This window comes from Brevibacillus agri (genome assembly GCF_004117055.1).
GTDB classification, from domain to species: Bacteria; Bacillota; Bacilli; order Brevibacillales; family Brevibacillaceae; genus Brevibacillus; species Brevibacillus agri.
Map to the genome: position 1 here is coordinate 4198262 of NZ_CP026363.1, position 13898 is coordinate 4212159.

The following is a 13898-nucleotide window of genomic DNA, read 5'->3' on the forward strand; positions in this document are numbered from 1 at the left end:
CGCTTAATTGCAAAAGCTTGCGCCCCTCGACAAGACGCGTTTTCGGCGCAATCCCGACGCGTACTTGAGCAGCGGGATTCGAACCGACAAGCTGATCCAAAACCGCACGGGCGGCTCTACCGGGGAACCGACCCGCTTCTACCTCGACCGTCCGGCTGTCGAACATTACGAGGCGGCACGCTGGCTGGGCCTCTCGTGGCACGGCATCCAGATCGGCGACCCGTGTGTCATGCTCTGGGGCTCGCCGCTGGAGCTTAACCAGCAGCAGGCCAGGCAATATCGCTGGAAGGAGCGCTGGCTGAAAAACCGCTTGCTGCTCTCCGCCTACGAATTGGACGAACGCCGTCTGGATACGCAATTGAAGCTCATCAGACGGTTCCGCCCTGCCTATTTGTACGGCTACGCCTCGGCTCTGTACACGCTCGCGCAAATGATGCTGCAAAGAGGCACGACGCTCGGCATCCCGCTCAAAGCGGTCGTCTCCACGGCGGAGAGCTTGCACGAGCATCAGCGCCAGGCGATCGCAGCCGCCTTCGCAGCGCCTGTCGTCAACGAGTACGGCGCGCGCGACGGCGGGATTATCGCCTACCAATGCCCTGCCGGAAACATGCACGCCTTTTCCGAAAACAGCTATTTGGAAGTGGTCGATCCGCTCACGCACATTCCCGTGTTTCCCGGTGTTCCCGGCGCCCTGCTCGTCACGGATTTGCACAACAAAGCGATGCCGCGCCTGCGCTATCAACTGGGCGATGTCGTCGCGCTCTCTGCGAAAACGTGCTCGTGCGACATTTCGTTTCCGCTGCTCGAAGCGATCGACGGCAGGGAGGACGACATGTTCATCTCCCAGCACGGGCAGTACGTGCACGGCCACTACTTCAACCACATCGTCCGCAACCTGGACAGCTTTCGCACCTTCCAGATCGTCCAGCACGAGCCGCAGCGGCTAAGCCTGAAACTCGTGAAGGAGCCGGACCGCTTTTTGCCCGCCGATGAAGCGAAGCTTTTGGCGGGAATCCGCTCCGCGCTGGGCGAAGTGAGCGTGCAGGTGTCATACGTCGACCACATCCCGCCTACCGGCTCGGGAAAAATTCGCTACGCGATCCGCGAATGTCCGCTTACGAGCGTCCTGCCGCCGGAGTAGAGCGCTTCCTGACCTTTTGCAACAGCTCGGAGACGAGCGGCTCGCGCAGGAGCGCCATCACGGCCACGTAGACTAATGCGCCGCCTGCAATGCCGATCGGCACATACAGCCAGACGGACAGAAGCGACAGCCACGGGTCGACGAGCACAATCGCCGCGCCCATGATCGCGCAGGCCAAAAGCGTCCTGGCTGCCGTTTTGAGAAAACTCGCCCGGACAGGGCTGCCTACCGCCCTCCAGAGCAGGACGAACAGCAAGAGCGCCTGACAGATGGCGGATACCGCATTCGCCAGCGCGATGCCGCCGTGTCCCAAGAGCGGGATCAACAGCCAGTTGGCCAGCACGTACACACCAATTCCGATCGCCCCGATAATGACGGGCGTCTTGGTGTTTTCCAGAGCGTAAAAAGCGCGGGTGAGCAAATCGCGCGCTGCCAGGAAGTACAGCCCCAGGCCGTAAAACGGCAACGCCCAGGCCGTCAAGGCAACCGAGTGCTCATCGAATGCGCCGCGCTCAAAGGCGAGCCGCACGACTGGCTCTGCGTACAGGGCAAGTCCGACCGTGACGGGGACGAGCAGGATGAACAGATAGGCAAGTCCTTTTTGCAGGATTTGCTTCATCTCGGCCATCTCTCCCCGTTTCACGTGGCTGGCCAACAGAGGGAACAGCGGCAGCGTAAACGCGCCGACAAAAATCGCCATCGGCATTTGCACGATCTGGTTCGCGTTGGCAAGCGCCGAGACGACGCCCGTTCCTACCCCTTCTGCGAAGCCTCTTTCCATAAAGGTCGTCGCTTGTGCCACGACAGCGCCGATCAAAATCGGGATGACGCGCTCCCCCATTCCTTTTAAGGAAGCGTCGTCACGCCAGGCGAGCGACAAGCGGTGCCGATAGCCAAAGCCGCGCAAGGTCGGCAGCATTACAAGCATCGCCGCCAAATAGCCGATGCTCGTCGCAATCGCTAGGCCCACCGCTCCGTACAGCGGCACGAGCACATACATGCCGGCGATCACGAGCGCTCCGTTTGCTACCGTCCCCAATGTCGGGGTAAAAAAATGCTGGTGCGCATTGCACAGGCTCGACCACAAGCCAGTCAGCCCGATGAAGACGGCGGAAGGCCACATCCATTGCAGCATCTCGGCGGTCAGCGCCAGCTTTTCCCCGGACAGGCCGAACATCGCGGCAAGCTGGTGGGAAAAGACGATGCCCAGCACAGACAGCAGTGCGAATATTCCCAGAATGATCGCAAGCATTTTGTGATACAGCTCGCCAGTCGGCTCTTTTTTTTCAATCAGTCCGCGCATCGTCGGGATCAGCACCGCGTTGATCGCGCCGGGCACGACCAGAAACAGCGTCAGCGGAATCGTGGCGGCGATGTTGAACGCATCCGCCTCCATCCCTGTGCCGTACAGACTGGATACGTACACGCTGCGAAAAAAGCCCAGCAATCTTCCCACGAGAGTCAGCACGACAATCATGGAAGCAATCCTCAACAAACTCATGACCCAATTCTCCTATCTCTCGTTCAAAACTACGGTGTCCGTCGCATCGACAGCAATCGGGCACAGCCTGTTTCTTCGTTCGTAGCAAGATCGAGACGTCTGGTTCCCCAGCTTGTTCCGTCTCAAACACACCTGTTATCATATCTTATTTCTAGCGTTCCTACCAACCTCTTTCCGCCCCAGCTTGCTTGCAGGTTGCCGGATTCATTATAATGGGTAGGTTAATCCCTACCTGTAGGAGGACTACAAACAAAATGAGAGAAACCGTGTTGAAGTGGGGAAGCCAATCAACCACGTGGTTGTATCTGCTGTTGGCCTATCCGGTAATCGACTATGTCTTGCGAAAGATTCTACCGATTCCAGTCGTTTCGTCTTTTTGGGATGAAGCGTTGCTCATCATCCTGATGGTGTTTACGTTCGGCGCCTTTTTGCAAACGAACCGGACCATGCCTGGAATCAAGCATTTGCTCAGTGCGTTTTTCGTCCTCGGCCTCGCCCTGATGGTGACGGACATGGCCAACTGGGAGGCGAGCGTGGAGGGTTTTCGCTCCGTCTACCAGTACATCATCGCCTTTTTGATGGGCTTTTATTTGCTGAAGTCCGCCGATGATCTGGACAAGTTTATGAAAGGACTCGCCCTGATCGGCTTTTTGGCTGCCGTCGTCGGGGTGATGCAAGTCGTGCTCGGAGTCAAAACGCCCGAATCGTGGGTGCAGGAAGGCGAAGCGATCACGACACGCGCCTTTTCGTTCGTCACCAGCCCGAACGTGCTCGGAAGCTACATGGCCTTGATCGCGCCAGTGGCCGCCGGACTGTTCATGAAAGCGACCAGCCCCAAGGAAAAATGGGTGTGGGCGATCGTCACCCTGACGACGTTGCTCGCCCTGTTGTTGACCGGATCGCGCGGAGCCTGGTTTGCGCTGGCTTTCGCTCTGTTCGTCTGCTTTTACATATGGAACAAGCGGATCGCCGGGTATTTGGTGCTCGCGGGCATCATCGGGCTCGTGGCCCTGTTCTTCGTCCCGGAATCGGTTCCGATGGTAGGTACGGTGAAAAACCGCATTTTCACCCTGTTTACCCCTGAATACTTCGAATCGAGCAGCCAGGGCGGACGTGTAGGCCGCTGGGGTGAGGCGTATGACAAAATGCGCATCGAGCCGCTGTTTGGCGTCGGGCTCGGCCATCACGGGGGAGCCGTGGCGTCGAGGCATTTTGGCACGATCTACTCGGACAGCTACTTCTTCAAAAGTCTCGCCGAGTACGGCCTGATCGGGATTATCCTGCTGATCGGCCTGGTCGTCTCCATGCTCAAATACGGAGCCGGGCTTGTTTCCAAGCTGCAAGGCTCGCCGCACTTTTTCTCGGTGCTCGGACTGTTTGGCGGGTTGATTGCGGTCGCGACGCACAACCTCGTGGAAAATATTTTCGAGGTGCCGTTCATGGCCCTCTATTTCTGGCTGTTTGGCGGCTTCCTCTGCGCTCTGTACGTCGACCAAACACAAAACAAAAGGTGGTGAACCTATGCGCCGCAATCCTATTCTCTCTACGATAAGCTGGGCGCTGTACGCCATTGCCCTGTTTTTGATCTACCATTTGCTCGTCAAGCCCGCGTTTCTTGACTTGACGTGGATCGCTTTGCTGATTTTCCTGCCGTTGCTCGCTTTTTGCTACTACGTGATTCATCCGTCTGAACGGCGCCAGGTGCTCGTGTTTACGATCGGCTTTTTGCTGCTGGATCGCGCCCTGACCCGCGTGGACGTCAAAACGACAGCGGCTCTTTTGATCGGTGGCGCGGTTGCCATCATCGTCATTGCCCTGCTCGCCAAATGGTACGGCCGCCTGAACTGGCGCGCAGTCGGCTCGCTCGTGCTGATCGCCGTGCTGGCCAATGTCACATTCAACCGCTATACGCTGACGGCTTTGAGCCATTTTACCGTGCAGTACGAGTCCAGCCGGCTGTACAACGGCGACTGGGTGAACTACTTCCCGATGACGCTGTACGACGTCGACGGCGACGGCAAAATGGAGATCGTCACCTACGGCAACGCCGAGGAACTGCCGTTGCCCGAAAAGACAGAAAAGCCGGAGACAGAGGAAGAGAAACAGGCGTTGGCAGAAAAGCTGCGCCATTTGCAAGCGGAGCCGCTCACGCTCTACATCCTGACCTGGAAAGACGGACAAATGGTGCGGATGCCAAACGAGCAAATCCCGGCAGAAGCCATGACGCGAATCAAGGAAATACTGCCGACCGACTACCCTGGCTTCCCGTATTACACCATGAAGGACGGGCAACTCGTACCGAACGTGCAGCGTCAGTCGTATTCCGAAGCGATGATGCAGGCGGGCACAACGGCTCACCGCGCCTTTGTGCTCGATCTGAACAACATCGCCAACATGCTGGAACAAAATCAGGGCAGCATGGATGTGCGCCAGGAGCTGGGCCGCAACTACAAAAACTTGCACATCACAAACGGCATGCTGACCGGTACGTATGACGGCAGACCATTTGGCGGCACTACAAAAGCCACCAAGCTGCTTTCGACGATGATGCTGCCGGATGGCCGCGAAGGTCTGATTGTCATTGGCGAGCATTTGAGTGTGCTGGCTGTCGAACCGGACGGCACGCTGACAGAAGCGTACCAGTTGACCCGCAAGCAGGCTGAGCTTGCAACAGGCGAGTTCATCCCTGCCGACATCGACCACGACAAAGTAGACGAGCTGCTCGTAGCAGGCCGCCCTTCGTACATTCTGAAGCCAAAGCCAGACGGTACCTGGGACATTCTCTGGGCGAGCAACGCTCACGACAAAAGCTTCCGCTTCTCCAACTTCGCCGCGGTTGGCAGCGACCAGACGCCGGAGATCATCGCCAAGGCGAGAAGCTGGGTCAGCACGACGGACGCGCCTTACTTGTCCGGCTACGACTACACGCCGGAGGGCCTGAAGCAAAACTGGCGCATTTACTTGCCGCTCATCAACGTCCAGATTGGAGACATCGACGGCGACAAGCAAAACGAAATCATCGCCTCCATGGAAAATACGCACCGCATTCTCGTGTTCAAACAGCACAGCATCCCTGTATTCTGGCTGACCATCGTTCTGTTCGCGGGACTGCTCGTTTACGGAGTCGTAAGGAGGGTTCGCCATGCGTAAACTGACAAAGGCATGGGCATTGCTCGCTGCCATCTGCACAGCCTCCCTGCTCGGCGGCTGCACGTATGAGTCCGGCACGAAGGCATTTGCCACCACCAACTTCGATACGCAGCCCGCGCCGCCGACTACGGCCCAAACCGAATCGGCTGCCGAATGGCTGAAAACCGCTCTGGAAAAAGGGAAAACGGCGGAAGAAGCACAGGCATTCTGGTACAGAGGCCACGTGCTTAACCGCATCCTCGCCCGGACGACGACCAGCATGTTCGACGGAGCCGTCCTCAACGACAAAGGGTACAACGTCGGCACGCGCATCGCCGCACAGCCTTATACGTACTATCGCATCGGCGACAAGCGCTACATCCGCACGAATGATTACTGGGTGACAGCCCCGGATGAGCCGCTCGAATTCGACGTGCTGAAAGGCTTCGAGGACTGGCTGCCGTTCATGGACCGGGCAGTGCAATTGCCGGATGAAAAAGTAATCGGCGTCGTCTGCGTGCCTTTCCAGGTGAAGATGACGGGCGCACAATGGCTAAAAGACAGCCAAAGCCCGCTGTTTGAACCGTTGAAAAAGCTGGTCGGCGACCGCCCTGACCTCGAATATATTTTGAAAGAATCGACAATCAAGGCGACGTTTTGGTACGGCAAGGAAGATCGCCTGATCCACCAGTACGAGACATGGATCATCTTGCCGCTGCCGGAGGCCGGAACGATGGACCAGCAGGTGAAGTTCAACCTGTACAAGTACGGCGACACAGGCGGCATCAACATCAAAGAGCCGGAAGAAGTGGAAAAATATTTGCTGTACTAGGGGCTGGCTTCGCTACAGCCGCTGGCAACAAAAAAGAGCCTGCTGCGAGTAAATTCGCGGCAGGCTCTTTTGTTTGCTGCGCTTCGTCAAGGCGTCGCTCTCTTACAGCCCGAGGCCGCCCGCTGCCTTGCCGGCTCTGGCCAGGATCAGGCTGTAGACGAAGGCGGCTGCCGAGCATATCCCCATCGCCCAGTAGAGCGCCGCCCCTCCGCCTTGCTGGAACAGCCAGCCGCCGACGAGCGAGCCAATGATGCCGGAAATGCCGAAAAACAACACGGCCAGTACTGTTTGCCCTGTCGCCTTCCACTCTTCCGGGATGATTTTGTACAAGTACTGAATCGTAGCTGTGTAAAACAGGACGAACGTGACGCCTTGCGTCAATTGCAAGTAAACGACCCACTCCGCCGAAGGGGCGATTGCACAGAGCACATAGCGGATCGCATACAGCGCGGAGGCGAGCATTATCAGCCTGAGTTCGCTCCAGCGGGCGAGCAGTCTGGCACTGATCGCGAAAAACGCGACCTCGCTCACCGCCGCCAAAAACCACGCTTGCCCGACATCCCCCGTCGTGCCGCCCAGGCTCTGCACGTAGACGCCGAGGAAGCTGTCGTTCGTCCGGTGCGGAGTCGCCGCAATCAGCACGAGCAGAAAGAAGCGCTGCGTTTGCGGATAGAGGAAAAACTGCTTCAACTCCTGCCAGGACAACGACTTGCTGCTGGCAGGCGCATCCTGCATGACGAGCGCGCATGCGTAGGCAAACACGCCGTAGCCGACAAACAGCCAGACGAGCTGCCCCATCCCCAGCCGATCGAGCGTCCAGCCGATGAACAGCGACGCCGTTGCGTAGCCGACTGCGCCAAACGTGCGGATCGAGCCGAAGCTTGTGCCGTGCAGTTCGGCAATCCGGTAGTTGAGGCTCTCGGTCAACGGATCGGTCGGCAGCAGGAAAAAATACATCGCGCCGACCAGCAAAAACAGCGCGAAAAACGAAGCCGAGGTGAACAGCAGGACTCCTGCCGCGATGGACAGACCTAAGGTCAACAGGATGATCCGCCTGATCGTCTTGTAGCGGTCGCTCATCATCCCCCAAAACGGCTGGGACAATATGCCGATAAACGAACCTGCCCCGATCAGTACGCCGATTTGCGCCGGCGTGATGCCGCGATAAGTCAAATAGACGGGCAAAAACGAAATGAAAATGGACAACAGGGAAAAATAAAAGAAATTGTACGCCCGCAAGCTCAGTATGGCAGTATTCACGTTCCACCTCATCTTGTTTTGGCATAGAAAGATAGCCCCGCAGCCTTTTGCAAGGCCCGAGGCTCGGCACGCTGTTCCGTTATCCGCTCACCAGCTCGTTCATCAGGTCGGCAAGCTGTCTCGCCTGCTCGCGGCGCTCGTATGGCTTCACGCGCTCCGCAAAATCAGCCCCGCGCGCCTCGCCGCTGCCCGTCTTCCCGCTCTGCTCCTTCCATTCGCGATACAGTTGCAAGTACGCCTGCTTGATCGCATCCTTATGCTCCGGATCAGCCACCTGACCCAGACGGAAGTTTTCGATAATCTCTGTCGCTTCCCCTGCTTTGTTCAGCGCGAGAATCGGATTGCCGATCCCCATGTATTCGTACAGCTTGCCCGGAATGTACGCACCCGCGTCAGCGGACACGTCCCCGATGAGCAGCAGGGCATCGGCTGCTTTCATCAAGCCGAGCGCCTCCTTGTGCGGCAGGTTGCCCAATACGCGCACGATGTCAGCAAGCCCCAGCGCTTCCACACAATCCCGGTTTTCCGAATACCCGGGATAGTCAAACACGCCTGCGAAGCTGAGCAGCAGTTCCTGCCTGTCTACCTGCCCCTCGTCGATCAACTCGCGGATCGCTTGCAGCAACAGCCGCGGATTGCGCTTTTGATACAAAATGCCCGCGTAGACCGCATGGAATTTTCCCGGCGCCGCATAGCTTGGCGTCAGCTCCTGAAAGTCGGCCTGGTCGAAGCCGTTGTAAATCAGCTCCATCCGCTTGATTCGCTCCTGATGCTTATTTTGGAAGTTTTTGGCAAAAGTGGCGGTGACGGTCGTAATCGCATCGGCCTTTGCCATCACTCTCGCTTCCATCCGCTCCTCCAACCGTTCGCGCCAGGCAATGCCAGAGGTGTGCATGTTTTGCGTCCACGGATCGCGGAAATCCGCTACCCATTTGCAGCCGAACTCATCCGCGAGCTTCTCGGCAATCAAGTGGTTGGTAACAGGGCCAGAGGTGGAAAAAATCACGTCGATTTTTTCCTGGCGCATGATTTCCCGCCCGAGCTTGAGCGCATTGGGCAGCCAGAGAATTTGGTCGTCCGGGATCAACAAGTACGGCTTGAGCTTTTTCAAGACGTTCACGACCTGCTTTTTCACCCGCTGCTTCAACGATACACGCGGGGCGTCGTCAGTCGAGCTACCTGCGGCAACGGCAGCGGCTTGTCCTCTCCCCGGCAGCAGTTGCCACTCTTTTGCCCGATGAATGTTCACCTCGCCTGGAAGCTGCGCCAGAAGTGAAGGATCAAGCGTGGCGTGGTAGACTGGATCGACGGTAAGCACGTGGACGTTCCAGCCGAACTCCCCCAAATATTTGGCCATTTTCAACGGCCGTGGAACACCGCCGCCGCCGATGGGAGGAAATATGTAGCATATGATTAACACGTTGTGCGCTTTCATCTTGTAACCGTCCTTCTCGTTTTTACGTTTTCCATCCTAAACGATACCACAAGTGCTGTCTTATTGCGAATCTATCAGCCATCTGCTATAGTGAGAATGGCTTTGTTTACGCATGGAAGGCTCGCAGCCCTTCGCGGCGCTGTGCCAGCTTTTTTTCTTTTTAAAAAAACAATCGCTCCTCCATGAACAAGCCTCGACAGAGGTTTTCTTGAATAAGATTCGGGTGAATTTACATGAGCAAACTACGCGTCCTCCACGTGATTGGCGGGGGGGAATTTGGCGGTGCGGAACAACATATTCTCAATCTGGTTACGACTTTTCCTGCGGAGGAAGTAGACGTCGCCGTCGTCTGCTTCTACGATTCGCTCTTTGCCGAGAAGCTGCGGGCTGCTGGCATCAAGGTGATTGCGTTGAACCAGTTCGGCCGATTTGACATTCGTCTGCTGCAAGCTTTGCGGCGCACGTTCCTCGCTTTTGGGCCAGCGATCATCCATACGCACGGGATCAAGGCCAACTTTTTTTCCCGGCTGGCCGCGCTCGGCATGAAGGTGCCTCTCTTGACGACCGTACACAGCTCGCTGCGCTACGATTACGCAGGCGCGTTGGCCTACGCGATCGTCAGCATGATGGAACGGAGCACCCGCCACTGGAATCGGCACTACATCGCCATCAGCGGCGCCATTGCCGACGTCTTGCGCGAGCAGGGCGTGAAAAGTTCCGCGATCAGCGTGATCTACAACGGGATGGATTTGTCTCCTTACCAGCAGGATCAGCTTCGCGAGAGCGACCGCAGCCGTTTTCGCGCGGAGTGGAACGTGCCGCAGGACGCCTTTTTGTTCGGAACCGTAGCGCGATTCGTTCCAGTCAAAGGCTTGCCGATTCTGCTCGACGCCTTTCACGCGCTTGTGCAGGACAAAGCAGCGTCGCCTTATCTCGTGCTGATCGGCGACGGCTCGGAACGTCCGGCGCTGGAAGCGAAGGTGCAGGAGCTGTGCCTTGCGGAGCGCGTCCGCTTTGCCGGGTTTCGGCAGGACATTCCGGCTTGCCTGCATGCCATCGACGGCTTTGTTCACTCCTCCCTGTACGAAGGGCTCGGCTACACGATTATCGAGGCGATGGCCGCCAAAGTGCCTGTCGTCGCAAGCAACGTGGGCGGCGTGAAGGAATTCGTCTTCCACGAGCGCACGGGACTGGTTGTCGAGCCGAACGATTCCGCAGCATTGGCGCGAGCAATGGAACAGCTCTGGACTTCGCCACAACTGCGCGAGACGCTGGCGCAAAACGCCTTGGAAAAGGTCGAAGCCACTTTCACGATTCAGCAGATGACCGCTCAAATTTTGTCTCTGTACCGAAAGCTGTTGTCATAAGCGAAGCACGACTGGCCGTCTGATGGACGCTGCTCGTGCTTTTTGCGCTGCCGCTGGCGGGTAAAAACTGTTTGAACAATCTGGATTCATGGTTGCCTCCGCAGGGACAATCTGGTTACATAGAACTGGAACAATTATGAATCGCACGTGAAAGGATGACACGAAGCATGAAACTTTTTCTCTCGGTAGACATGGAAGGCATCTCCGGCATCGTCGACACCAGCTACATCAATCCTGATTCGGGCGTAAACTACCAGCGCGGCCGCCAGTTCATGACCGATGACGCCAACGCGGTGATCGAAGCGGCGCTTGCCAGCGGCGCGACGGAAATCGTCGTGGCGGACAGCCACAATACGATGAACAACATTTTGTGGGAAAAGCTGCACCCGAAAGCGCGGCTGCTCGCTGGCTCGCCCCGCGATTGCTCGATGATGCAGGGGCTGGATGAGAGCTTCGATGCCGCTATGTTTATCGGCTACCATACCCGCCAAGGGGTCCCTGGCGTGCTCAGCCACACCATGTCCGGCGTCGTCCGCAACATGTACATCAACGGACGGGTCGTAGGCGAATTTGGCTTTAACGCGGCAATCGCGGGCTTGTACAACGTTCCGGTCATCATGGTGTCCGGCGACAACCTCATCGCCGAAGAAGCGCGGGAGCTGATTCCTGGCATCCGTACAGCGATCGTCAAGGAAGCGGTGTCGCGCACAGCCGCTATCTGTCTGTCGCGCGAGGACGCGACCGCCGCACTGAAGGAGCAGGCGGCGCTTGCGCTTGGCAATGTATCCGCCATCGCTCCGTTTACGAACGACAGTCCGCTTACGCTGGCCATGGAGTTTTCCCATGCCGGCCAAGCCGAAATGGCGGCAATCGTCCCTCACACCCGCTATGAGACGGCGACAAACACCGTTTATTACAGCACGGACGATCCGCAGGACTTGTACAAAACGATGCGGGCGATGCTGAACCTCGCTTCCGAGGCAGAGTTTTTCTAGGACTTTACTCGTGGCAAAAGGAAAAAGGCAGGGCATAGCGCCGTGCCTTTTTCGCGCTCCGTTATGAGCTGCTTTTCTGCCTTCCTTTGCGCAGCATGGGTGCCTCCTGTGCTGTAGGTTCCGCCTCCGCCCGCAACCTGTGTGGCCGATGCGTCCGCGTGGCGCCAGGAATGCAGCCGCCGGACAAAGGGTGTGGGAAAAAAAGGCGATTGCGCCGGAATGCAAAAAAACAGGCCCAGCAAGTGGGCCTGTTTGTCGTTTTTGGCTTTTACAGTTTGCGAACGTTCGTCGCCTGTGGGCCGCGTTGACCGTTTTCCACGTCAAACTCGACCTCTTGCCCTTCATCCAGGGATTTGTAGCCTTCTCCCTGAATCGCGGAGAAGTGGACGAACACATCATCCGCACCATCCCGTTCGATAAAACCGAAACCTTTTTCGCTGTTGAACCATTTTACTCTACCACGTTCCATTTTTGCCTCCTAGCATGTATCCCTTACATGATTGAAATATGATCTTACCTGGTTACTATTGCCATAAACGAAACGAGTTATACATCCAAAAAAGAGAGCGCGGCGAAAACGGCTCTGCCAGCCCTCCTTGCTGCGAAAAAGCACTCCGGTTCAAGACAGTCGAAAAGCTCTCTAACTTGCCTGACTGCGAGACGAAAGAGCCTCCATAAACGCTTTCGCTGGGCGTTTACAGAGGCTCTTTTTTCCGGTTTGGTTGCACCCGTACCCTCGCGCAACTCCCCAGCACGCGGTATTTCGCTGTCGGAGAGCGGTCGGTCGACCACTTGCTGTCATTTGCGCTTGATTAAATGCGCACAACAGTAGCCTTGCTGACCGAGTTGAGCGGAATGCGGTTTTTCGTATCGAACAAAATCGCGGAGTCGGCCATTTGCGCCGCTACTTCATCCCAGTTTACGTCCGCGAACTGTTTTTGCACAGCCGTCAAAATCAAGGCGTCGGCACCGCGAACGGCTGCCTCCAGACTGTCTTGCTTGTGCTCGTACGCAGTCGGTACCGCCGGGTCATACGAGCGCACCTCGACTCTTTTGGCGAGCAACAGCTTGATGATGTCGTGCACAGGGCTGACGCGGTCGTCGTTGGAGAAGTCCTTCATCGCAAGCCCCAGTACAGCTACACGGCTGCCTGCAAGCGTCTTGCCTTTTTGCTGCAACGCTTTTTCCAGCATGCCGATCAGCACTTCCGGCACAGCATCGTTAGTCATGCGCGCCTGCTGCAAGATCGGCAGCGACACGCCCAGCTCGCGAGCTTTTGGCTGCAAGTAATACAGGGCGTTCGGCAGGCAGAAGCCGCCAACGCCAGGACCAGGCGTCAATAGGTTCACGCGCTTGTGCGTGTTGGCAACCTTAATCAGCTCGAACGTGTCGATCCCGAACGCCTCGGAAAAGCGGGCGAACTCTTGAACCATCGCGATATTGACGTCGCGCTGGATGTTTTCGATGACTTTGGCGGTTTCGACCACGCGGATGTCCGAGATCGTAATGTCTGTTTCGCTGATGAAGGAAAGCAGCTCTTTTCCTTTCTTGGCGCTCTGCTCGTTGATGCCGCCAAGCACGAGCGGCATGTGGATGAACTCTTCAAAAGCTCGTCCTTCGGCAATCCGCTCGGAGCAGTACGTCAAATAAAAGTCGACGCCTGCGACGAGGCCGCTCACTTCTTCGAGAATCGGCTTCAGCACTTCTTCCGTGGTCCCTGGAACGACCGTGCTGCGAATCATGATCGTATCGCCCTTTTTCAGCACGCTGCCGAGCGATTGGGCACAGCTTTTCAACGGTCCGAGATCCGGGTCGCCGTTATGCACCGGCAAACCGACGGTCACAATATAATGATCGACTTCCGCAGCCGCTTCCTCGTAGGAAGTGGTAGCGCGGAAACGCTTTGCTTCAATTTGTTCCTTGAGAATCTCCGGCAAGGTTTTCCCCTGATAGGACTCCAAATGGTGGGAATGCGCCGCATTAATTTCATCCACGACGTGAGGCAAGGCGTCAACGCCGACGACGTTTGCTCCCTTCATGGCATAGGTAAGAGCAAGCGGCAAGCCAACAAACCCTAATCCCACTACAGCTACGCGCACAGGCTGAGTCATTGCGTATCTCCTCTTTCACGTTCTCTAAGGTAAGGTCCGTGCAACCGTACAGTCGCGCGGCCAACTTGCAAATTGCTTATGACAGATAGTAAATGCCCGCAGCGATAAAAACCACGCACAATCCTAT

At 57.0% G+C, this 13898-nt stretch carries 11 protein-coding genes; 6 read left to right on the forward strand and 5 right to left on the reverse strand.

The window, feature by feature from the left end; translation table 11 throughout:
- Positions 1–7 precede the first annotated feature (7 nt).
- Complete coding sequence (locus BA6348_RS20550; protein WP_242507394.1) at positions 8–1141, forward strand: phenylacetate--CoA ligase family protein; 1134 nt, start codon at positions 8–10, stop codon at positions 1139–1141.
- Here the strand turns inward: BA6348_RS20550 and murJ are convergent.
- Positions 1116–2642 (reverse strand): murein biosynthesis integral membrane protein MurJ, encoded by a 1527-nt coding sequence (gene murJ, locus BA6348_RS20555; protein WP_005829246.1) that lies wholly within the window; start codon positions 2640–2642, stop codon positions 1116–1118. The two genes, BA6348_RS20550 and murJ, sit on opposite strands and share 26 nt — an antisense overlap.
- A 254-nt stretch (positions 2643–2896) precedes the next feature.
- On the opposite strand from murJ, the gene BA6348_RS20560 reads away from it, so the two are divergent.
- Genes BA6348_RS20560 through BA6348_RS20570 form a run of 3 tightly spaced genes read left to right on the forward strand, consistent with a single transcriptional unit; the run spans position 2897 to position 6603 of the window.
- Positions 2897–4159: an O-antigen ligase family protein gene (locus BA6348_RS20560; RefSeq protein WP_122952549.1), complete on the forward strand. Its 1263-nt coding sequence runs from the start codon at positions 2897–2899 to the stop codon at positions 4157–4159.
- A gap of 4 nt (positions 4160–4163) precedes the next feature.
- On the forward strand, positions 4164–5792 hold the full coding sequence (locus BA6348_RS20565; protein WP_122952550.1) for a DMT family transporter: 1629 nt from the start codon (positions 4164–4166) through the stop codon (positions 5790–5792).
- Positions 5785–6603: a hypothetical protein gene (locus BA6348_RS20570; RefSeq protein WP_007776647.1), complete on the forward strand. Its 819-nt coding sequence runs from the start codon at positions 5785–5787 to the stop codon at positions 6601–6603. Before BA6348_RS20565 ends, BA6348_RS20570 begins: the two co-directional genes overlap by 8 nt.
- Positions 6604–6705: 102 nt before the next feature.
- Here the strand turns inward: BA6348_RS20570 and BA6348_RS20575 are convergent, their stop codons facing one another.
- Together BA6348_RS20575 and BA6348_RS20580 are read right to left on the reverse strand one after the other, a co-directional pair.
- Positions 6706–7863 carry an MFS transporter gene (locus BA6348_RS20575; protein WP_007776646.1) on the reverse strand — a complete coding sequence of 386 codons (1158 nt, stop codon included), beginning with the start codon at positions 7861–7863 and terminating at the stop codon, positions 6706–6708.
- A gap of 79 nt (positions 7864–7942) precedes the next feature.
- Complete coding sequence (locus tag BA6348_RS20580; protein ID WP_122952551.1) at positions 7943–9298, reverse strand: glycosyltransferase family 4 protein; 1356 nt, start codon at positions 9296–9298, stop codon at positions 7943–7945.
- Positions 9299–9531: 233 nt separating this feature from the next.
- On the opposite strand from BA6348_RS20580, the gene BA6348_RS20585 reads away from it, so the two are divergent.
- Positions 9532–10665: a glycosyltransferase gene (locus tag BA6348_RS20585; protein ID WP_122952552.1), complete on the forward strand. Its 1134-nt coding sequence runs from the start codon at positions 9532–9534 to the stop codon at positions 10663–10665.
- Positions 10666–10832: 167 nt separating this feature from the next.
- Complete coding sequence (locus BA6348_RS20590; protein WP_007776642.1) at positions 10833–11660, forward strand: M55 family metallopeptidase; 828 nt, start codon at positions 10833–10835, stop codon at positions 11658–11660.
- Positions 11661–11928: 268 nt separating this feature from the next.
- Here the strand turns inward: BA6348_RS20590 and BA6348_RS20600 are convergent, their stop codons facing one another.
- Both BA6348_RS20600 and BA6348_RS20605 read right to left on the reverse strand, forming a co-directional pair.
- Positions 11929–12129 (reverse strand): cold-shock protein, encoded by a 201-nt coding sequence (locus tag BA6348_RS20600; protein ID WP_005829259.1) that lies wholly within the window; start codon positions 12127–12129, stop codon positions 11929–11931.
- 343 nt (positions 12130–12472) lie between these two features.
- Positions 12473–13771 carry a nucleotide sugar dehydrogenase gene (locus BA6348_RS20605; RefSeq protein WP_005829260.1) on the reverse strand — a complete coding sequence of 433 codons (1299 nt, stop codon included), beginning with the start codon at positions 13769–13771 and terminating at the stop codon, positions 12473–12475.
- Between the last annotated feature and the right edge of the window lie 127 nt (positions 13772–13898).

What these genes read in the sequence shown, in the direction of transcription:
- BA6348_RS20590 (WP_007776642.1), top strand. Translation starts at nt 10,833, where the DNA reads ATGAAACTTTTTCTCTCGGTAGACATGGAAGGCATCTCCGGCATCGTC.
- BA6348_RS20580 (WP_122952551.1), bottom strand. Translation starts at nt 9,298, where the DNA reads ATGAAAGCGCACAACGTGTTAATCATATGCTACATATTTCCTCCCATC.
- BA6348_RS20585 (WP_122952552.1), top strand. Translation starts at nt 9,532, where the DNA reads ATGAGCAAACTACGCGTCCTCCACGTGATTGGCGGGGGGGAATTTGGC.
- BA6348_RS20560 (WP_122952549.1), top strand. Translation starts at nt 2,897, where the DNA reads ATGAGAGAAACCGTGTTGAAGTGGGGAAGCCAATCAACCACGTGGTTG.
- BA6348_RS20605 (WP_005829260.1), bottom strand. Translation starts at nt 13,771, where the DNA reads ATGACTCAGCCTGTGCGCGTAGCTGTAGTGGGATTAGGGTTTGTTGGC.
- BA6348_RS20565 (WP_122952550.1), top strand. Translation starts at nt 4,164, where the DNA reads ATGCGCCGCAATCCTATTCTCTCTACGATAAGCTGGGCGCTGTACGCC.
- BA6348_RS20600 (WP_005829259.1), bottom strand. Translation starts at nt 12,129, where the DNA reads ATGGAACGTGGTAGAGTAAAATGGTTCAACAGCGAAAAAGGTTTCGGT.
- murJ (WP_005829246.1), bottom strand. Translation starts at nt 2,642, where the DNA reads ATGAGTTTGTTGAGGATTGCTTCCATGATTGTCGTGCTGACTCTCGTG.
- BA6348_RS20570 (WP_007776647.1), top strand. Translation starts at nt 5,785, where the DNA reads ATGCGTAAACTGACAAAGGCATGGGCATTGCTCGCTGCCATCTGCACA.